This window comes from Methylocystis rosea SV97 (assembly GCF_000372845.1).
GTDB classification, from domain to species: domain Bacteria; phylum Pseudomonadota; class Alphaproteobacteria; order Rhizobiales; family Beijerinckiaceae; genus Methylocystis; species Methylocystis rosea.
This window is the reverse complement of the sequence record NZ_KB889963.1, coordinates 860,733-878,518: the sequence shown is the minus strand read 5'-3', so window position 1 is coordinate 878,518 and position 17,786 is coordinate 860,733. Positions and strand designations below refer to the sequence as shown.

Annotated in this window: 18 protein-coding genes and 1 tRNA gene; 13 read left to right on the top strand and 6 right to left on the bottom strand. The window is 60.7% G+C overall.

The features are described from left to right. The first annotated feature begins 34 nt into the window (after positions 1–34). Positions 35–586 (top strand): DUF721 domain-containing protein, encoded by a 552-nt coding sequence (locus tag A3OO_RS0104645; protein WP_018406671.1) that lies wholly within the window; start codon positions 35–37, stop codon positions 584–586. Between the two features lie 71 nt (positions 587–657). Beyond that, a tRNA-His gene (locus tag A3OO_RS0104640) sits at positions 658–734 on the top strand. Between the two features lie 54 nt (positions 735–788). On the opposite strand, the gene A3OO_RS0104635 is transcribed toward A3OO_RS0104640, so the two are convergent. After that, on the bottom strand, positions 789–1,424 hold the full coding sequence (locus tag A3OO_RS0104635; RefSeq protein ID WP_018406670.1) for a DUF2971 domain-containing protein: 636 nt from the start codon (positions 1,422–1,424) through the stop codon (positions 789–791). 184 nt (positions 1,425–1,608) lie between these two features. Between A3OO_RS0104635 and A3OO_RS23460 the strand changes: the two genes are divergently transcribed. Further along, complete coding sequence (locus A3OO_RS23460; protein ID WP_018406669.1) at positions 1,609–1,776, top strand: hypothetical protein; 168 nt, start codon at positions 1,609–1,611, stop codon at positions 1,774–1,776. Positions 1,777–1,989: 213 nt separating this feature from the next. Further along, complete coding sequence (locus A3OO_RS0104625; RefSeq protein ID WP_018406668.1) at positions 1,990–2,892, top strand: pepsin/retropepsin-like aspartic protease family protein; 903 nt, start codon at positions 1,990–1,992, stop codon at positions 2,890–2,892. Between the two features lie 62 nt (positions 2,893–2,954). Here the strand turns inward: A3OO_RS0104625 and A3OO_RS0104620 are convergent, their stop codons facing one another. From A3OO_RS0104620 to A3OO_RS0104610, 3 genes are read right to left on the bottom strand one after another with little or no spacing between them, the layout of a single operon-like run. Beyond that, positions 2,955–5,174: a TonB-dependent receptor plug domain-containing protein gene (locus tag A3OO_RS0104620; RefSeq protein WP_245257106.1), complete on the bottom strand. Its 2,220-nt coding sequence runs from the start codon at positions 5,172–5,174 to the stop codon at positions 2,955–2,957. Between the two features lie 14 nt (positions 5,175–5,188). Continuing rightward, the gene (locus A3OO_RS0104615; protein ID WP_018406666.1) at positions 5,189–6,487 is read right to left on the bottom strand and encodes a di-heme oxidoreductase family protein; all 1,299 of its coding nucleotides are present in this window, start codon (positions 6,485–6,487) and stop codon (positions 5,189–5,191) included. Beyond that, entirely contained in the window at positions 6,484–7,785 is a 1,302-nt protein-coding gene (locus A3OO_RS0104610) for an ABC transporter substrate-binding protein (protein WP_018406665.1), read from the bottom strand. Before A3OO_RS0104610 ends, A3OO_RS0104615 begins: the two co-directional genes overlap by 4 nt. A gap of 357 nt (positions 7,786–8,142) precedes the next feature. Between A3OO_RS0104610 and A3OO_RS0104605 the strand changes: the two genes are divergently transcribed. The 4 genes from A3OO_RS0104605 to A3OO_RS23455 all read left to right on the top strand — a co-directional run bounded on the left by A3OO_RS0104605 (position 8,143) and on the right by A3OO_RS23455 (position 10,495). Then, positions 8,143–8,994, top strand: coding sequence for a xanthine dehydrogenase (locus A3OO_RS0104605; RefSeq protein WP_018406664.1), 852 nt, complete (start codon positions 8,143–8,145; stop codon positions 8,992–8,994). Positions 8,995–9,085: 91 nt separating this feature from the next. Next, a complete protein-coding gene (locus tag A3OO_RS0104600; protein WP_018406663.1) occupies positions 9,086–9,877 on the top strand; it encodes a TOBE domain-containing protein in 792 nt (263 codons plus the stop codon). Positions 9,878–9,980: 103 nt separating this feature from the next. Then, a complete protein-coding gene (gene hdeA / locus A3OO_RS0104595; protein ID WP_018406662.1) occupies positions 9,981–10,313 on the top strand; it encodes an acid-activated periplasmic chaperone HdeA in 333 nt (110 codons plus the stop codon). 32 nt (positions 10,314–10,345) lie between these two features. Then, positions 10,346–10,495, top strand: a complete 150-nt coding sequence (locus A3OO_RS23455; protein WP_018406661.1) for a lmo0937 family membrane protein — start codon at positions 10,346–10,348, stop codon at positions 10,493–10,495. Here the strand turns inward: A3OO_RS23455 and A3OO_RS0104585 are convergent. Continuing rightward, on the bottom strand, positions 10,492–12,156 hold the full coding sequence (locus A3OO_RS0104585; RefSeq protein WP_245257105.1) for an adenosine deaminase family protein: 1,665 nt from the start codon (positions 12,154–12,156) through the stop codon (positions 10,492–10,494). The two genes, A3OO_RS23455 and A3OO_RS0104585, sit on opposite strands and share 4 nt — an antisense overlap. Before the next feature lie 168 nt (positions 12,157–12,324). On the opposite strand from A3OO_RS0104585, the gene A3OO_RS0104580 reads away from it, so the two are divergent. The 5 genes from A3OO_RS0104580 (at position 12,325) to A3OO_RS0104560 (ending at position 16,722) form a co-directional block, all read left to right on the top strand. Beyond that, positions 12,325–13,479 (top strand): SGNH/GDSL hydrolase family protein, encoded by a 1,155-nt coding sequence (locus A3OO_RS0104580; RefSeq protein WP_245257104.1) that lies wholly within the window; start codon positions 12,325–12,327, stop codon positions 13,477–13,479. A gap of 221 nt (positions 13,480–13,700) precedes the next feature. Continuing rightward, positions 13,701–14,117 (top strand): SxtJ family membrane protein, encoded by a 417-nt coding sequence (locus tag A3OO_RS0104575; RefSeq protein ID WP_018406658.1) that lies wholly within the window; start codon positions 13,701–13,703, stop codon positions 14,115–14,117. Between the two features lie 12 nt (positions 14,118–14,129). Beyond that, positions 14,130–14,276, top strand: a complete 147-nt coding sequence (locus tag A3OO_RS23935; protein ID WP_014891398.1) for a DUF5989 family protein — start codon at positions 14,130–14,132, stop codon at positions 14,274–14,276. A 5-nt stretch (positions 14,277–14,281) separates the two neighbouring features. Beyond that, positions 14,282–16,117: a carbamoyltransferase family protein gene (locus A3OO_RS0104565; RefSeq protein WP_018406657.1), complete on the top strand. Its 1,836-nt coding sequence runs from the start codon at positions 14,282–14,284 to the stop codon at positions 16,115–16,117. 281 nt (positions 16,118–16,398) lie between these two features. Then, positions 16,399–16,722: a hypothetical protein gene (locus A3OO_RS0104560; protein WP_018406656.1), complete on the top strand. Its 324-nt coding sequence runs from the start codon at positions 16,399–16,401 to the stop codon at positions 16,720–16,722. A gap of 124 nt (positions 16,723–16,846) precedes the next feature. Here A3OO_RS0104560 and A3OO_RS21120 read toward each other — a convergent pair whose 3' ends face one another. Next, complete coding sequence (locus A3OO_RS21120) at positions 16,847–17,749, bottom strand: isoaspartyl peptidase/L-asparaginase family protein (RefSeq protein WP_018406655.1); 903 nt, start codon at positions 17,747–17,749, stop codon at positions 16,847–16,849. Positions 17,750–17,786 lie beyond the last annotated feature (37 nt).

The following is a 17,786-nucleotide window of genomic DNA, read 5'->3' as shown; positions in this document are numbered from 1 at the left end:
GGGCGGCGTCGCCGCAAGTCCAATGAGCGTCCCCATGCGCGCCAAAGGCTTCAAAGCGCGCTCGCTCGCGGATTACGTTGCGCGCGAACTCGACCCGCTCATCGCCGCGCGCGGCTTTGGCGAAGCCTCGCTGCTCTTATGCTGGCGCGAGATCGTCGGGGCGCGAATCGCGCGTATCTGCGCGCCCGCCTCGCTGCAGTGGCCGCCGCTGCGGCGAGCGAAGCCGGCCGACCCGTCGCCGAGCAAGCGCCGCGAAAAGACGCCGCGAGAGCCGGCGACACTCGTGCTGCGGGTGGACCCGGGCTTTGGACTTGAGGCGCAGCATCTCGCCCCGACCATTATCGATCGGGTCAATGCCCATCTCGGCTGGCGCTGCGTCGCGCGGATCGCGCTACGACAAGAAGCCATAACCCCCACAACAGCGTCTCGGCCGAGCCTTGGCCGGGCGCCCAAGCCTGACGCGGCGGCGCGCGCGCGCGCCATCGCGGCCGCCGAGGGCGTCGCCGAGGAAGGCCTGCGCGACGCGCTTATCCGGCTCGGCGAACGTGCGCTCGCTGGCCCGAGCGGCGCGCCCGGCGACGCTTGACGGGCGCCCCGATCCGCCCTTGCGAAGGCTTGCAATCGCGATCGCTTGCTTTTAGGTAAACTCCGCTTCATGCCGCCATAGCTCAGTTGGTTAGAGCACCAGATTGTGGATCTGGGGGTCCCCCGTTCGAGCCGGGGTGGCGGTACCAGCAAAATCAAATACTTAGACGTCGCGAGATATCTCAGACCCGCAAGAGATCGAATCAACTTCCTATTTGAGAAGCCAAACTCTTCCACTTTTCGTTTTCAATAAGTGTTGATCGGTAGATTTCGATGCGTTCTTGGCCAGCGAGATTACGAAGTGTGTCCTTTACGGGCTCAATGAATGGCTTTGGCATCCAAGGGCTGAGAGTGATGCGTTTTATGCCCTCCAGGGCGATTTCATATTGCTTTAGTTCGTCTCTCGCGCGCTCGTCTGTGAACACTACCCTGAATTCATGCTCATCTTTGAAAGGATATCTCTTCAGGAACGGAAGATGATCAACTGATACGTCTGACATAAGCGAATTCAAATCGGTCAATTTTTTATAGCTCACAAAGTCTGCCGTAACGCGCCCATCACCGCTGAAAGCGTCGGTCAAAGCTTTTTTGTCAAACTCGATGCAGACTCCGTCGCAGCCATGTGAAAATACCCGCCAGTGATGGTATGTCTCAGGCGCTTCGGCAAAGCAAAGCGCGAGCACGGTATTTGCTTTCTTTTGTCTTTTGTATTCCGCCAAAAAGAACGCATCGTTCCTATCATCCCAATTTGTTGGGTCGAGAAGGGTTATTTTACGGTGCGAGAGCAAATGAATCGTTGCGGCGAGGTTGGTGTACCGACGCAGTGACTTCGCAGACATCTAACCCCTCACAAGCTCGACCTTGACGAGGCTCTTAGCCACGCAGGACCCGCGTAAAGACTAGCTCATTTGACGAAACCAATCGCGCAGAGCCAGATGCAGTCGGATTCGCCTCGGCTTGGGCACGAAGCTTGAGCGGAAATTGCGGATAAAAGTGCTGGTCCTCCCGACTATCTGATCTGCGATGGCCAAAATCGACATCGAATTCCGTCTCTACGCGACGGATTTCGGCTTCGATGCTCAGACCATTCAGGCCAAACAGCTTGATCGCATCCAGCGGATTCCTGAAACGAAAGTCAAACTGTCGCTGCATCCAAGGCTTCCATGGCGAGGAAAGCCGGGTCTCTGCTGATTCGCAAATAGCACGCCGATAATTGTGACCGAACGATTTGACGGTTCGCGGCGTTCTGGTCCGCGCGGCAAGGGCGATCGCGCGACTTGCCGGCGTGAAGCGGCTCGTGACCTTCCATTACTCGCCTTGCTTCACAAGGCGTGGAGCTTGCGCGGGAGGCTCAGGACGCGTTTCTTAGCGGCTGAAAGCGTGTTCGGCAGCAGGAAGCAGTTCATGAAATTTTTTCGAGCGACGGCGTTCGTGCTCTTTGCAGCGCTGTTGTTTTCGGTCGCCGCCGTTGGCGCCGAGAGGAGCCGTTCCGTCATTCCGCTGACAGTGACCGAAGATCAATATTCCGGCGGGCGCATCTACCTGCCGGTCCGCATCGGCAATGTCATGGGAAACATGCGCCTTGACACGGGGGCCTCGAGCACGCGCATCAGGCTGGCGCCCTGGAACAAGGACCTGCCGGTGCTCGGCGCAAGCCTCTCCACCGGGGCGTCCGGCGCGACAATGCGCTGTGACGATGTGGAAGCGCAGAATGTCGAACTCGTCGCCGATCAAGGAAACAACGTCGCGCGAGCGAAATATCAACTCACGCGATGTCCGCCTGGCGACGCTGACGACCTTTTGGGGTTGGACTTTTTCAAAGGCGCACGATTCAGCCTCGATATCGATCGCCGCGAACTCGTCTTCTTCGGAGACGCGACGGCGAGCGGCCGCCCGAAGCCGTTTCGGCGGCTGGGACCCGATGGGCGTCTTGTCGGTGTCGACCTGCGCCTCGGCGCCACGGCTGCGGTCGGCCTGTTCGACTCGGGCGCGGAAGTCTCGGCCGTCGATCAGCAGTTCATACGCAAGCACAAGGGGCTGTTCACGGCGGTGAAGGCCAAAGCCCGCGCAAGCGGCGTCGGCGGAAAACGCATTTCCTTGCAAGTCTACAAGATCAAGTCGCTTGACCTCGGCGAAGATCGCGTCCTGCGCGACCTCTATGCGATCTCCTATGACTTCGGCGCCTTGCGCGCCGCGCTTGGCCGCGATGTTTCTTTCCTGATCGGCTACAATCTCATCCGGAGATTTGCCTGGGACTTTGATTTTCGCGCGCCGGATTCGCCGACATGGGACGCGAAGCTGAAATAGACGATCCCGCTGCGCCGCGCGAGCGCAGCGGGTCTCGCGGTACGTCACAGCGGCAAGCGCGTTCAAAAGTTCACTTTCGACGCGAGATAGAATGTGCGGCCCGGAGAAGGATAGCCGTCGGCGAGCACATAGTAGTCATCGAAGGCGTTGCGCACGCCCGCCGAGAATTTGATGTTGTCGCCCGGCGTATAATCGGCGTTGAAGTTCGTCAGACAATAAGCGCCGGTCCGATAATACCAATTGCCGTTTGTAATGGTCGTCCAGCGAGCGTCCGCGACTTCCAGGCTTGGCGTCAAAGTCAGCTGGGGAATGGGGCGGTATCCGGCGTAAAGAAACATTTTAAAGTCGGGCACGCCCGTCGGCTGAAAATTGAGGATCGAAGGCGAATAGACCCGGCGCCGAATGAAGGTGACATTGCCGCCGAGCGAAAAATCCTCGCGTACGAAATAGTCGGCCGAGATTTCCGCGCCCCAGAACCTCCCGCCGCCGACATTCTGCGACTGCGTGACATTGGCGCCGAACTGCGGCGCAGGCACGCTTTGGATGAGTTTGTCGACAAGGCTGTAGAAGACGTCGACCGACACCCGCATTCCCGGCGCAAGAAGACTGGACCAGCCGAGATCGAAATTAGTGGCGCGTTCGGGCATGAGCGTGGGATTGGACGTCGCGCCGCCAAAGCGCGTGCTGAAACGCTCGAAAAGCGTCGGATAGCGGGTTCGGCTCGAACCGTTGAAGTAAATGCGGTCCGTGTCGGTGTAGCGCCAGATGGCCGCGCCCTGATAATTCGGCGCCTGCACGTCGATGGGCTGATAGTTGATGACGCCCTGCGGAACGGCAAAGCCTTGCGCTTGGCGCAGATGCCGCCAGTCGTAGCTGAAGCCGGCCACGATATCGATGTCCTGCCTCGGATGGAATGTGTTCTCCACGGCCGCCGAATAGGTATCTTCGATGCTGGAGATCAGCGGCTGAGTGAAGCACGGCACGCTGGTCACGCAGCCCGAGCGCGTGCCACGAAAATTCTGACCGAAATTCTCCTGCCACTCGGAATGATTGTCGAGGCGATAGAAGAACAGCGCTTTCAGCGTGTCGATGTCGCCGATCTGCGTGCCCGCCTCAACCTCTGCGCCGAGCGCATAATCTGCATATGCGCTGTTGAAAGATTTCGGCAGAGACTGGCTGATGAAGGAAGGATCGTCGTAGCTGACGAGCGAATTGTCGAATTTGCTCCAATAGCCGCGCGTCTTCACATAGGCGGCGTCATTGAGCTGAGTCTTGGACAATAAATAGAGGTTCTGGACCCGCCAATATGGCCAACGCCAATAGCGCTGACCGCTCGATCCGGTCAACGGATCGGTCGTATGCAGCGGCGATCCTTTTTGTCCCTCTTGGCGGCTGAAGCTTAGGGAATATTCGTCGGTCGCGTTGGGCGTCACGCCCACGCGCGCATTGATATTGTAGTCTTGCGTATAGGATTGACCGCGAAATCCCGGTCCCTGAGCGAGCGTCGAGCGATAGCTCGCGGGCAGCATCCAGCCGTCGTAGTTCTGGAAGGTGCCGCTGAGCTGCGCATAATACATGTCTTTTTTCGTGCCGACGAAACCGTAGGTCATCGGCCCCAGGAATGTGCCGTCGCGACCAAAGTCGAATCGCGTGCGCCATTCGGCTTCAATCTCTCGGGTGGGTCTGCGCGTCACCAGATTGATCTGACCGCCCATGCCGCCCGGACCGTCGAGCACCGAGACATAGCCCTTGGCGATTTGCACTTCGGCGATGTCGGCGGTGAGAAAGCGCGCGAAATCGAGTCTGTTGTCGACCGGGAGATAAACGCGAACGCCGTCGACGGTGAGCGGCACCTGCCAGCGATCGAAACCGCGCACATAAATATTTTGCTCATTGCGTGAATTGCCGGAGATCTGACTGTTGACGCCCGGCGCGATATTGACAGCGCTGTCGAGCGTTGGCCGCGCAAAGGTCTCCATCTGTCTGTTGGTGATGGTGTAGCCGCCAAAGGCGTCGGTGTGCTGACTGGGCGTCGGACCATTGTCGACCTTTTCCGACGGAACCGCTTGCGCCGAGCGCGGTTCGCCTGCGCCGTCGCCGGGCTCTGCAGCGCGTGTCGGGACTCCGAGCCGGCGTGCGCCGACTTTGATCTGGCCGAGTTCGAAGGCTTTGGGCGCGTTCACTTCGATCGGCGGCAGCGGCGTCTGCGCGTCCACAGGAGTTGATAGCGCGAGAAGAACGCCGCCTGAAATCGCCGTTGTCGTCAGCAGCCTGGTCATCATTGCCCCCATGGACATCAGAGAGAGTTGAGGAAAGCGAGCAGCGCGTCGCGCTGGGGTTCGGGAAGATTGCGGAACGCATCGGCAGACGGTTTCGCTTCGCCGCCGTGCCAGAGGATCGCCTCAGCGGGTGTGCGCGCCCTGCCGTCGTGCAGAAAATCGGCGCCGTCTCCGCCTTTGCCCGCGAGGCCCAATCCCCAGAGCGGCGGCGTTCGCCAGTCTCTTGGACCAGCCTCGAAATCTTCGCGGCCGTCGGCGAGCCCATCGCCCATGTCGTGCAGCAGAAGGTCGGTGTAGGGATGGATCTCGACGCCGTTGAGCGCGGGCTGCAGCGGGAAGTCCGCAACATGCAGCGCATCGCGATGGCAGTCCGAACAGCCGATCTCACGGAACAGAATTTCGCCGTCCTTGACGCGCGGGTCGTCGAGATTGCGCCTGGCCGGCGGCGCAAGCGCACGGATGTAGCTGACGACCGCGTCGAGTTGGGCGTCGGTCAATTCCGGCGTCGAAGCGCCGCGACGGCATTCGCTGTGAGACGGCGCGCAGCTCTCGGCAGGAAACAGCGACGAGGTGATGCCGATGTCTTCGACGAAGGCGTTGGCGATCTGCTGCTTGAGATTTGGCTGATTGGCTTTGAGTCCGAAGCGGCCGAGCGTTCTCTGGCCGGTCTCGACGCTGAAGACGAAATTCGGTCTGCCCGCGCCGGCGAGAATTTCGGCTTCGGCCACCGACTCCAGCAAACCCAGGCCGAAGACCGGCGGCGCATTGCGCAGCGATGTCTTTGTCTCGGGTCCGAGCGGACCGTAAGCGAGATTGCGGAAGGCGAGCGTCGGCCGACGAAGCCTTACTATCGCGCCATCGGAGAGCGCCACATCAAATTCGGCGTAGTCGACGACGGCCTGGCCTTCGCCAGCAACGCCGGGAACGCCTTCAGGATTGAGCTGAGCGCCGTAATCAGGATGAACGCGCGGTCCGCCATGCGCGTCCTTTCCCTCGACGCTCAGCCTCGCCGCCATCGTGCGCGCGACGCCATTTTCGCTGTCTGGCGCGGCGCCCCGACCATTCTTGACGTGGCAGGCGATGCAGGAAAGCCGGTTGTAGAACGGACCAAGACCGACAAAGTCTGGATGGTCCTGCGAAGGACCGATGACCCAGGCCTGGCGGAAGATGCCGCTGCCCTTGCGAAAGCTTGCGGCATGTTCGCCGTCCAGTCCGTCAATTGGCCGGGTAAAGGCTTCGGTATCGGAACCGCTCGTCTCATAGCGCGCGGCGCCTGACAGCAGCACTGCGCATAGAAGGACGCCGAAGCGTTTCATGGCGCGGGCTCCAGGCCTTTGACGAGGTCACGCGCCTGTCGCCGCGCCGCGCCGATCTCCTCGCGCCATCGTGCGATTTGCTGCGCATCGATGGCGTCGCGACGCGCGAAGCGATCGAGGAAGGTTCTTGTGCCCGCGTCGCTTTCGGACACCGGAATGAAGCCGGCGAGTCTCTTCGCTTCGCCCAGCGGCGCCATGCCTTTCGCATTGCCGGCGAATTTTTTCTCGGCGTCGTGAATCGTGCGCCACAGTTCGGCGCTCTCGGCATGGCCTTCGACGATCGCCAGATCGAAGAGAAGCGTGATCAGCGGCGGCCGGCGGCGGCCGATCTCCGAATCGTAGTCGAGGAGCGTTGACGCCGGCAGCGCAAAGGGATTCGCAAAGCCCTTCGACGCGCTCTGATAGGCGTCGGGTCGCGCCGGATGCCGGCGGCTGTCGCGCTCCATCATCAGTCTCTGGCCGTCCGTCGACAGCAGGAAGTCGATGAAGGCCTGTGCGGCGGCGACATGCTCGGAGCCGGCGGTCATCGCGACATGGGCGGGCAGGAACGCCCTGCGCTCTGGATAGATCATCTCGACCGCCGCGCCATTGGCTCTGGCGATCTCGGCGAAGAAATCGATCGTCAGCGCGAGCGCCGCTTTGCCTTCGCGCACAGAGGCCGTCGGCGCGAATCCGGAATCGAGCAGCGTCGCTTCGCCGGCTATCTCACTGAGGAGACGCCAACCAGCGTCCCAACCTTCGCTCTGCAGAACGATGTCATAGAGCGCAGGCGAGAAGCCGACCTTTGAAGCGATCGGCATGGCGAGCTGGCGCGCATATTCGGGCGACGCGAGGTCGCGCCAGCGTCGCGGCGCGGAAAGGCCGGCCGCCGCCAGCGCGCTTGGATTCGAGACGACCCCATAGCCGGCGACATCATAGGCTTCGTAGAGGCCAGCGGGATCGGACAATTGTTGCGCGCCCAGCCGGCCGGGAAGCGCAGCGCGGTCGACTGATATTTTGCGAAACGCGCCACGGTCGCGAAGCAGCGCGAAATTCGCCGGCGCCGGCGCCCAATAGACATCCGCGCCCCCTTGTCCGGGCTTGGCGAGTTCGACAAGCGCGTCGCGGGACTGCTTCCAGACGAACTGAACGTGGATTTGCGGATGGCCGCGCTCGAACTCCCGCTCGCAACGGGTCGTCAGTTCTTCAGGAAAGCTCGTGACGACGGTGATCGTCTCATTGGCCGAGGCGCCGGACTGCGCAGCGCAGAGAAGGTTGAAAAAGCTTGCGAATGCAGCGACGGCGACAGCGCGGATCATGTGATCGATAACCGTTATGTAGATAGCTTACATAGTGATTGACTACAAACGAGCGGTACAAAAGTCAATGTTAGAACTTTAAGCAGCGTATGATCAGTACATGTGCAAAACTGTATGGACATATCGTTATTGATATGTTTTCAGATAACATAGCGATGTTCGACAAAAATAGTTATATATATCAAGATGATAACCGGACAAATTTCAGCGCCGTTTGCTGTTTGTTCGTATTGTCGGCTTCAATACAAAATGCGCGAAACGAGGATTCTCCGCCGCCTGGCCGGCGCCGAATTCCCTGCAACGCAAAGGGGTGCGACTTGGCGCGTCATTTGCTGAAAGGGCGCCGGAGGGCGCCCCATGCCAGGCTTTTCAGCAAAAGAATTCCTCTCCGACTGCAGCGAGCATTTCGTCATCATCCTCGGCACCAACGAGATAGCCTCTGCGGTCGCGGCTCGACTGACATGGGAGCGGCGCCGCGTGGTTCTCAGCCATGACGCACACCCGCCGGTCATCCGACGGGGCATGGCCTTCCACGACGCGCTTTATGGAGATCGCGCCGAAGTCGACGGCGTGGTCGCCGATCTGACGCAAACGACGCTGGATGTGGTCGACGTCTTGTCCCGGCCGGGACATGTCGCCGTTTCGCCTCTGCCCTTGACGGATCTCATCCCTCTGCGCGCGCCCGACGTTCTGATCGACGCCCGCATGCAAAAGCACCGCGTCACGCCGGATCTGCGCGGGATCGCAGGTCTCGTGATCGGGATGGGTCCAAACTTCACGGCGGGCTGGAACTGCGACGTGGCGATCGAGACTCATCCGGCGCATACGGGCGAATTGCTAGAAAATGGCGCGACGCTGCCTTCAGACGGCGTCGCGCGCGTGCTCGGCGGCGTCGGCAAGGAGCGTTTCGTCTATGCGGCGCGAGACGGCGTCTGGCGCACGCCGCTCGACATAGGGGCCCGAGTTTTCAGGGATTATCTCCTCGGCCGACTCGACGGCCTTCCCATCCAGGCGCCGATGGACGGCTTTCTGCGCGGGATCGCGCGCGACGGGGTGCATGCAGCGCGGGGCGTCAAGCTCGTGGAAATCGATCCGCGCGGACGCGCCTCGAACTGGACCGGAACCGACGAACGCGGCCGCGCCATTGCCGAGGCGGTGGTCAGGGCGATCGCTGAGTCGCGGGAGGGGACGGAGACCATCGCAGACTAGAGTAACGCTCCACTAACCGAACATTCATCTTAGCCGCGGTTGCCTCCGGCCGTCTTGCCCTGTATCCGGGCGATGAGGCGGGACGCAGGACATGGCCGAAGGCAAGATCGATGCTTCACTGGCGCTGCGGAGCGAGGGCCGACTCCTCGTTGGGCGCGACCGCGTGAAGCTTCTCGAGGCCGTCGCCCTTCACGGCAGCATTACCAAGGCCGCCAAGGCCGTCGGCTTCAGCTACAAGGCCGCATGGGACGCGGTGAACGCGATCAACAATCTCTTGCCGACGCCCGCCTTCATCACCAAGGCTGGAGGCCGCAGCGGCGGCGGCGCCGAAGTGACGGAAGAAGGACGCCGGCTGATCGCCACCTTCCACCGCCTCGAAGAGAAACTTGCGCGCATCTCCGAGACGATCGCCGAAGAAGGTCTCGCGGGCGCCGAGGATTTTCTGCTGTGGACCACGGGCATGACAATTTCCGCGCGCAATGTTTTTCGCGCCGAAGTGACTCAGGTCAAGAAGTGGCCGGTCGACGTCGAAGTGACGCTGCGCGTGTCGGAAAAGGATACGATCCTGGCAATCGTCACCAATGAATCAGCCGAGCGGCTGGGACTTTCTCGCGGGCGCAAGGCGCTGGCGCTGATCAAGGCGTCCTTCGTCAATCTGGCGCCAGCGGGGGACGCGACGCCGCTGCAGCGCAATTGCTTCCGGGGCGTGGTCACGCAGCGGATCGACGCCGAACGCAATAGCGAAATCCTGCTCGACGTCGGTTTCGGAAAGACGATGACTGCGGTGACGCCGCGCCACCTTGTTGAAGACATGGGACTGAAAGAAGGGGACGCGGCGCTGGCGACCTTCGACGCTGCGGACGTCATTTTGGCGGTGGAATAGCGGGTCTGCCGACGGCGCCAGCTCCAACTGGATACCGGCGCAATTCCGCAATAGTCTCTCGTCGGCGCTTTTCGCAGAAGGCGTGGACTCGAAGGAGCATCCTATGAAGCCAGTTTATTTCATTGCCGCGGCCGCATTATCTTTTTTTGCGACGAACGCGCTCGCCGAAACAAAGAAGCCGACGTCCAAGTGGACGTGCGAGGATTTCCTGGCGGTCGACGACCAATTTCAACCCAAGGTGATCTACTGGTCTTCTGCGCAGAGCAAGAAAGGCAAGCCGCTCGCAACGGACGTCGATATCGAAGGAACGGAGAAGGTCATTCCTATAATCATCGATGATTGCAAGAAGGCGCCGCAAGAGTCCTTTTGGAGCAAGCTCAAGGGCGCTTGGAAAAAGGTCGAGACCGACGCAAAGTCGCTTGGCAAAAAGTTGTAAACTACGTTGCGGACCCAATGGAAGGCTGAACAATGCTTGAAACAATCGCGGTCATCCTAATCATCATGTGGCTGCTCGGGCTGGTCTCCTCATATACGCTCGGCGGCTTTATCCACATTCTGCTTGTCATCGCCATCATCGTGATCATTCTGCGCGTCATTCAGGGCCGCAGCATTCTTTAGCGAACGCCGCGCGCAGAACGCTCGCGTTTAGAGGCCGGCGAAGGCGGGGAAGCGAGCGCAACGCTGTTCGCTGGCTTTCCCCCATCCCCGCTCCATGTCGACTCGAAGCGCACGAAGCGCGTCTCAAGCGCCCATTGCAGTCTGGCTTTTTCGGAACCGGCCAAGAAACGACGACACTCGGCGGAAGGCGAAGTCCCGCCAAGCTGTGCGTTGAGGCAAGGCGAAACGGGTCGCGCGGCCGCAGGGTCGCGCCACAGGCTCTCGCCGGGAAGAAAAGCGTAACTCAGGCTGTTTCGAGAGAGCTGTTTCAAGTCGCGGTAGGAAAGGTGGTAGACGCACGCGGCGCGCTGATATTCGTGCGTGAGATCGATTCGCGATACGCCCTCGTCGTCGGTCGATAGGGCCGTCGGCACGCCCGCGTTGCGATAAAGCGGGAATGGATGGTTCGCGCCTTCGACGCCGAGAATTTGCGCATTGGACGTGAGATTGATCTCGACCATTATTCCATCGCGCGCCATTCGCGCCATCAGACCTTTGGCGTCGCGCTCGAAGCCGATGTCGACGCCATGGCCGATCCGCCCCGCGCCGGCGACCTCGACCGCCTCGCGGATATGGAAGGTCAGGTCCTTGGGAGGCACGAGCCCCATTGTCAGCTCCCCGGCATGGAGACTGATCCGCGCCTTCGGGTGTCGGCGCCCGATGTCGCCGACGATCCGCATCTGATCGCTATAATTTCCCAGCGTGATTTCATCGTCCTCCGCTGCGACAAGGTTCAATCCGACGACCGGCCCGTCGCGCGAGGCGAGACGCGCCGCAAGCGCCGTCTGCGCAAACAATTTCGCGCGGTCGACATTGCGATAGACCTGGGCGAGAAACCGTACCGCGACGTCGCATCCGGGCCGACGATGAACCGTGTCGCTGCAGGCGAGCCGCCGGTCCTTGTCGGCGACGACGGCGACGAGGCTCTCCGCCGCACGCTTGACGAGGTCGCCGAGACCTTTGGCGTCGAGCGCCGCAAGCATTGCGTCGGGATCGGCCTTCCAGCCGATCTGCTCGCCAAGATCGCGCGCCTCGCCCATCAGCGGACTTATCATCAACTCGAGATACAAGACGTTTTGCGAAGCGGCGCGCTCGACAACCTCCGCGAGGGCGGCGCCGATATTGTTTCCCGTCACGTCTGAAAAGCGGAAAAAGCTGTTGAAGAACTGATCATGGCCGCTCACGCGCGCGGTGATAACGTCGCGCATCGACCAAGCGTTGACCGCGTCTCGGTAGGCCTGCGTCGAGCGCAACGCTTCGTCCAGAGGCGGCTTGGATGCGGCGTCGCAAGGCGGCGGCAGCGCGGCCTTGCTCTTGACGTCGAAACACCACCCCTCCGCGCGCGCCCAAGCCAATGCGCTCTCCGCATAGACGGCGCCCGCAAGGTGATTGTGCAAATCGGCGCCTTTCGGCATTTCGACAAGGAAGCTGCGCAGAGCGGCGCCATTGTCGCGCAGGGCTTCCAGCGCCGCGGACGTGTCGCTCACGGCGGCGGCGCTTGACATATCGCGCGCATGGACTGCGGAGCCGCCCCATGCGACGGCGAGGGCCGTGCAGAACATCCGCAACGACGCAGAGCCCAGCAGGATTTCAGTAAGCGAACGACTGAGACGCGAGGTCATGAGCAGCTCCGAGACGCGATTTATTGCGGCTTCTTAGCGAACCGCAACGGCCGTACAGCATTCGACGCCGCAAAATGATTTTTTGCAAAGGAAGCTTGCTCATTTCAGTCGATCTATGACAAGAGTGGCGCTCACAATCCCGGGGAAGCCAGATTTTGGCCAATGTCGATGTCGTCGCGCAAAAACTCAACATACAAGCTGTTTCGCATTCTTTTCATCAACTTTGGCCTGCTCCTCAGTCTCGTCGTCGTTGCGGAGATTGTTCTTCATCTCGTCTACAGGGGCGGCAATCCGTTTCTGGCGCCCGCGAGAAACGAATTGAGGGTAAGCGATCCGCATTACACCCATGGCCTCAAGCCCAATTTCCACGGCTTCGACGCCTGGGGCTCCAATAAATTTCCCATCTTCACCAATTCACTGGGGTTTAGAGACGCCGCCGTACGCAGCGTGCCGATGACGGCGGACCGCAAGCGCGTCGTCTTTATCGGCGATTCCTTCACCGAAAGCCTTGGCGTACCTTACGAACAGTCTTTCGTCGGCCTCTTCGCTCAGGCGTTTCCCGCGATCGACGTTCTGAACGCCGGCGTCTCGAGTTATGCGCCGTCCGTCTATTACGAGAAGCTCAAATATTTTCTCGACTCTGGGCTCACCTTCGACGAGGCCATCGTCTATATCGACATCTCCGACATACAGGACGAAGCCATTCTCTATTCGTATGATCAGAATGGCGTATTGCGGATGGGCTTGTTTCAGACCGGCTCTGAGGAATGTTCGCCGGTGCCGCGTCCGCCGCTGCCGCGCCCGGAGAAGCGGTGGTGGGAGAAAGTCTCCTATGTCGGGGAGTTCCTCGGCCAGATGCGCTATTCGGCGCAGTTGGGGAGAGCGATCGAACAGGCGAGCTTCGAGGACTTCGCGAAACCGCGCAGCGTTTATAGTCGTGACTACGCGCGCCCAAGTTGGACCTATAGCGACGATTCCAGCTGCTATGGCGCTCTGGGGATCGAAGCGTCAATCGACAAAGCCAAAAAGCAGATGGATCGCCTGCATGAACTTCTGTCGTCACGCGGCGTCGCGCTTTCGGTTGGCGTCTATCCCTGGCCGCAACAGCTTCTCTACGACAGCGAGAACTCGCGGCAAGCTCGGCTGTGGCGCGACTGGTGCGCGGGCAAATGCAGGAGATATTTCGATCACTTCCCCGACTTTTTTCAATACAAGGCGCAGAACGCTGATTTCCTCAAATCGCTGTATTTCTGGGGAGACTTTCACTTCAACGTCCGGGGCAACGAACTCCTGGCGCGCCAACTCATCAAGAATTACGAATAAGCGCGCGACCGGCCCGCGACGCCTTTGCAACCTGCGGAAATAACGCGATGGGAGTGACGCTCCCCAGGCCCGGCGCGGCGGACCGGCAGCTTGATACGCCCGGCGATATCCCTTAATTTGCGCCTTGAAATGAGACGATTTGGAATTTGGTGAAGCATCGCGAAGGTTTGCTGTTCGCGAGCCGCAGAGATGGTGAGGCGACCTGGGGGGGTCCCGTCTGAATGTCGCATGAGGACTATTCGAGAGACCGTTCCGCCGCCATGGGGTCCGATCGATCGTTCGGCCTGGTGATCGCCGCGGCGATCACGGTCATCAGCATGCTGCCGCTTCGGCACGGCGAGGCGCCTCACTTCTGGGGGCTCGCCGCAGCGCTTGGTTTCGCCGCGGCGGCGTTCGTCGCGCCAGCCAAACTGCGGCCGCTTAACCGACTGTGGCACCAGCTGGGCTTGGCGCTGCACAAAATCACCAACCCGATCATCATGGGCGTCCTGTTCTTTGGAGTGATCCTCCCGATCGCGGTGATTTTCCGACTGCGCCGCGCCGATCCGCTCAAACTTTCGTTCGACAAGAACGCGACTTCTTACTGGACCATGCGCAATACCCCCGAAGGGACGAGCGACATGAGCAAGCAATTCTGAGGGAGAGATAAAATGAGTTTCCTGCTCGAACTTTGGGATTATCTCAAAACCAGTAAGAAATATTGGATGGCGCCGGTTCTGGTCATCATGCTGCTGATTGGCGCGCTGATCGTTCTGCAAGGCACCGCGGTCGCTCCGTTCATCTACACGCTCTTTTAAGCGCGATGCGGATACTTGGCATCTCCGCCTTCTACCACGACAGCGCAGCCGCCGTGGTGGAGGATGGCGAAATTATCGCCGCCGCTCAGGAAGAGCGATTCTCGCGCAAAAAGCACGACTCGCGATTTCCGCGTCACGCGATCGACTATTGTCTTGAAGCGGCCGGCGCCACGCCTCAAGACATAGATTTCGTCGCCTTCTACGACAAGCCGTTCATCAAATTCGAGCGGCTGCTCGAAACCTATATCGCCTTTGCGCCGCGCGGATTCCAGTCGTTCAAGATGTCGCTGCCTCTGTGGCTGCGCGAAAAGCTCTTTCAAAAGTCGCTGCTGTTGAAAGAGATGAAGGCCTATTCGGCGGATGTTGACTGGTCGAAAAGGCTGTTGTTCGCCGAGCATCACTTCAGCCACGCCGCCAGCGCCTTCTACCCCTCTCCGTTCAAGGACGCGATCGTTCTGACGATGGATGGGGTCGGCGAGTGGGCGACGACGTCGGTCGCTTTCGGCAGTGACAATCAACTGACCATGCAGCGCGAATTGCGCTTCCCGCATTCGCTAGGCCTGCTGTATTCGGCTTTCACATATTACACCGGGTTCAAGGTGAACTCTGGCGAATACAAGTTGATGGGCCTTGCCCCCTATGGCGAGCCGAAATACGCCGACGTGATCCTGGATAATTTAATTGACCTGAAGCAGGACGGCACCTTCCGACTCGATCAGTCGTATTTCGATTATTGCACCGGACTGCGAATGACCAACGCCAAGTTCGACGAACTGTTCGGCGGACCGGCGCGCAAGCCCGAAGAACTCCTGACGCAGCGGCACATGGATCTCGCCGCCTCGATACAGGCGGTCACCGAGGAGATCGTCCTCAGGCTAACTCGCGCGCTCGCCAAAGAGACCGGCGCACGCAATCTCTGTCTCGCCGGCGGCGTGGCGCTAAATTGCGTCGCGAATGGAAAACTGCTGCGCGACGGCAGCTTTGACCAGATTTGGATTCAGCCGGCGGCCGGCGACGCTGGCGGCGCGCTCGGCGCAGCGCTCGCCGGCTACTATCACTACAAACAAAATCCCCGAAGCCTCAACGGCGGCGGCGACGCCATGCGCGGCTCCTATCTCGGTCCTTCGTTCCCGCAAGCCGAGATCGAGCGCCGGCTGCATGCCGTAGGCGCCAGATTCGAGCCGATGGCGGAAGGCGATCTTATCGAAGCGGCGGCGCGGGACCTTGCCGACGAAAAGGCGGTAGGCTGGTTTCAAGGCCGCATGGAATTTGGGCCGCGCGCGCTTGGCGGGCGGTCGATCCTGGGCGATCCGCGTTCCGACACGATGCAGAAAACGCTCAATCTCAAGATCAAATATCGCGAGTCGTTTCGGCCCTTCGCGCCGTCGGTGCTGCGTGAGGATGTCGCCGAGTGGTTCGAGCTCGAAGGCGACTCCCCGTACATGCTGCTCGTCGCCGACGTCGCCGCAAAACATCGTCATGCAATGACGGCCGAGCAGCAAAATCTGTTCGGCATCGACAAGCTCAATGTTCCGCGCAGCTCCATTCCGGCCGTGACCCACGTCGACTATTCCGCGCGGATACAGACCGTGCATCAGGAGACGAATCCGCGCTATCACGCGCTGCTTTCGGCGTTCAAGCGAATGACCGCCTGCCCCGTGCTCGTCAATACGAGCTTCAATGTACGCGGCGAACCCATCGTCTGCACCCCAGAGGACGCCTTCGGTTGCTTCATGGGCACGGAGATGGATACGCTGGTGATCGGCGATTGTTATTTGCGCAAAGACGATCAGGACGCATCGCTGAAGCACGATTATAAAGAAATGTTCGAACTGGACTGACCGAGTCTGGCGTTTTTTCATGAGCAGATCGGATAGCATTCAATGGCTGACTTCTGAGCGCGCGCGGATTTTTGCTCTCCGTCAGGATCTCATCTCCAAACACCGCTAAGCGATCGCTATTGGCGTTTTGTCGATCGGCGCCGACGGCTTGGCGACGCCGTCTATGCACAGGAAAGGAACGCCGCTCAGCTTGACGGATTGCGCAAAGCCGCGTCTCCTTTTTGAAGACTGCCTAAACGCCTGAGATTGCATCGAATTTTTGTTTATTGATGGAGCGGCAAATGGATTCTGATCGCGTCAATCGGGAAAGTCTTGTCCACCATCTTCGCGACGCCCTGCCCCTCTCCGCTCGCCCCCGGCCGGCGCTCCTTGCATTTCTGCGCGCGCGCGGCGCAATCGGGCGAAGCGCGCCGCGGCTCGTCGTCGTCGACATCTTCGATGCGGGCGAAACGCAGGGTCTGATGTGCCGCTTCGAGATCGCTGGCGAAATCGACGCCCTAAGTTTCGTCGCGCCCTTGACGCAACTTGCGCTCGATCGGAGGCACCCTCTGGCGCAGCGACTTGCCGAGCATCGACGGCATGCGCCGCGCACGGGGACGGCCTGAGACGACCGCGCCTAGAGCAGGTTCCGAAAAAGTTGACAGACTTTTTCGATGAGAACCTGCTCCAACCATTTTGCTTTTGAGCGATTCCTATCGATCACACGACTCCATGTGATCGGTAAGCGCTCTATGTTGTCTCCACCCGAACGACGCCCTCGGCGAATGTCGCCGTCAGCATGCCCGGGGTCGAGTGCGCCCGTCCGCATCTCCCCTCGCGATCGACGAGAATGAGGCCGCCGCGGCCGTCCACTCTGTCGACGAGATAGCGTATCGCGGCGCGGGCCGCTTCTTGAGCCTGCATCGAGCGAAATTCGACGAAGCAGGCGGCGGTGCGCGCCAACGTCGTGCGGATGAAATCCTCGCCGACGCCGGTGCAGGACACCGCGCAACTGGCATTATCGGCGAATGTTCCCGCGCCGATGAGCGGCGAATCGCCGACGCGGCCGGCGCGCTGGTTCACGACGCCGCCGGTCGACGTCGCTGCTGCAAGATCGCCGTTGCGATCGCGCGCGACGGCGCCCACCGTGCCGAGCTTCGCATCGGTCGCGTCAGAATGATCGAGCGCGATCTCGTGCTTTCGCTTCGCCTTGGCGAGCTGCGCGACGCGTTCTTCGGTCCTGAAGTAGTCGTCGCTTTCGATCGCCAGATGCTGCTCTCTCGCGAAGCGCTCGGCTCCCGCGCCAACAAGCAGCACATGGCCGCTCTTCCCCATCACCTCATACGCGAGACGCACCGGATTTCTGACGCCGCGTATGGCGGCGACGGCGCCTGCCTTAAGGGTGCGGCCGTCCATGATCGACGCGTCGCACAAAGCGTCGCCTTCGGCGTTGAGCACGGAACCCCGACCGGCGTTGAAAAGCGGATCGTCTTCGAGCAGCGCGACGCAGTGAAGGACCGCCTCTAACGCCGGCGACCCCTTTGCAAGAAGACTGGCGCCCGATTCAACGATCGCGCGCAAGGAAGCCTCATAACGATGCGGATCGCGAATCCCGCCGGCGCCGCCATGGATCATCAGAGAAACGTCGCTCATAGACCAACCCGCCGCTCGTCGACGCCTCTCGCGCCTG

Excerpts from the sequence above, each read along its gene's own strand:
- A3OO_RS0104645 (WP_018406671.1), top strand. The coding sequence starts at position 35 with ATGCGCGCCAAAGGCTTCAAAGCGCGCTCGCTCGCGGATTACGTTGCG.
- A3OO_RS0104635 (WP_018406670.1), bottom strand. The coding sequence starts at position 1,424 with ATGTCTGCGAAGTCACTGCGTCGGTACACCAACCTCGCCGCAACGATT.
- A3OO_RS23460 (WP_018406669.1), top strand. The coding sequence starts at position 1,609 with ATGGCCAAAATCGACATCGAATTCCGTCTCTACGCGACGGATTTCGGC.
- A3OO_RS0104625 (WP_018406668.1), top strand. The coding sequence starts at position 1,990 with ATGAAATTTTTTCGAGCGACGGCGTTCGTGCTCTTTGCAGCGCTGTTG.
- A3OO_RS0104620 (WP_245257106.1), bottom strand. The coding sequence starts at position 5,174 with ATGATGACCAGGCTGCTGACGACAACGGCGATTTCAGGCGGCGTTCTT.
- A3OO_RS0104615 (WP_018406666.1), bottom strand. The coding sequence starts at position 6,487 with ATGAAACGCTTCGGCGTCCTTCTATGCGCAGTGCTGCTGTCAGGCGCC.
- A3OO_RS0104610 (WP_018406665.1), bottom strand. The coding sequence starts at position 7,785 with ATGATCCGCGCTGTCGCCGTCGCTGCATTCGCAAGCTTTTTCAACCTT.
- A3OO_RS0104605 (WP_018406664.1), top strand. The coding sequence starts at position 8,143 with ATGCCAGGCTTTTCAGCAAAAGAATTCCTCTCCGACTGCAGCGAGCAT.
- A3OO_RS0104600 (WP_018406663.1), top strand. The coding sequence starts at position 9,086 with ATGGCCGAAGGCAAGATCGATGCTTCACTGGCGCTGCGGAGCGAGGGC.
- hdeA (WP_018406662.1), top strand. The coding sequence starts at position 9,981 with ATGAAGCCAGTTTATTTCATTGCCGCGGCCGCATTATCTTTTTTTGCG.
- A3OO_RS23455 (WP_018406661.1), top strand. The coding sequence starts at position 10,346 with ATGCTTGAAACAATCGCGGTCATCCTAATCATCATGTGGCTGCTCGGG.
- A3OO_RS0104585 (WP_245257105.1), bottom strand. The coding sequence starts at position 12,156 with ATGACCTCGCGTCTCAGTCGTTCGCTTACTGAAATCCTGCTGGGCTCT.
- A3OO_RS0104580 (WP_245257104.1), top strand. The coding sequence starts at position 12,325 with ATGTCGTCGCGCAAAAACTCAACATACAAGCTGTTTCGCATTCTTTTC.
- A3OO_RS0104575 (WP_018406658.1), top strand. The coding sequence starts at position 13,701 with ATGTCGCATGAGGACTATTCGAGAGACCGTTCCGCCGCCATGGGGTCC.
- A3OO_RS23935 (WP_014891398.1), top strand. The coding sequence starts at position 14,130 with ATGAGTTTCCTGCTCGAACTTTGGGATTATCTCAAAACCAGTAAGAAA.
- A3OO_RS0104565 (WP_018406657.1), top strand. The coding sequence starts at position 14,282 with ATGCGGATACTTGGCATCTCCGCCTTCTACCACGACAGCGCAGCCGCC.
- A3OO_RS0104560 (WP_018406656.1), top strand. The coding sequence starts at position 16,399 with ATGGATTCTGATCGCGTCAATCGGGAAAGTCTTGTCCACCATCTTCGC.
- A3OO_RS21120 (WP_018406655.1), bottom strand. The coding sequence starts at position 17,749 with ATGAGCGACGTTTCTCTGATGATCCATGGCGGCGCCGGCGGGATTCGC.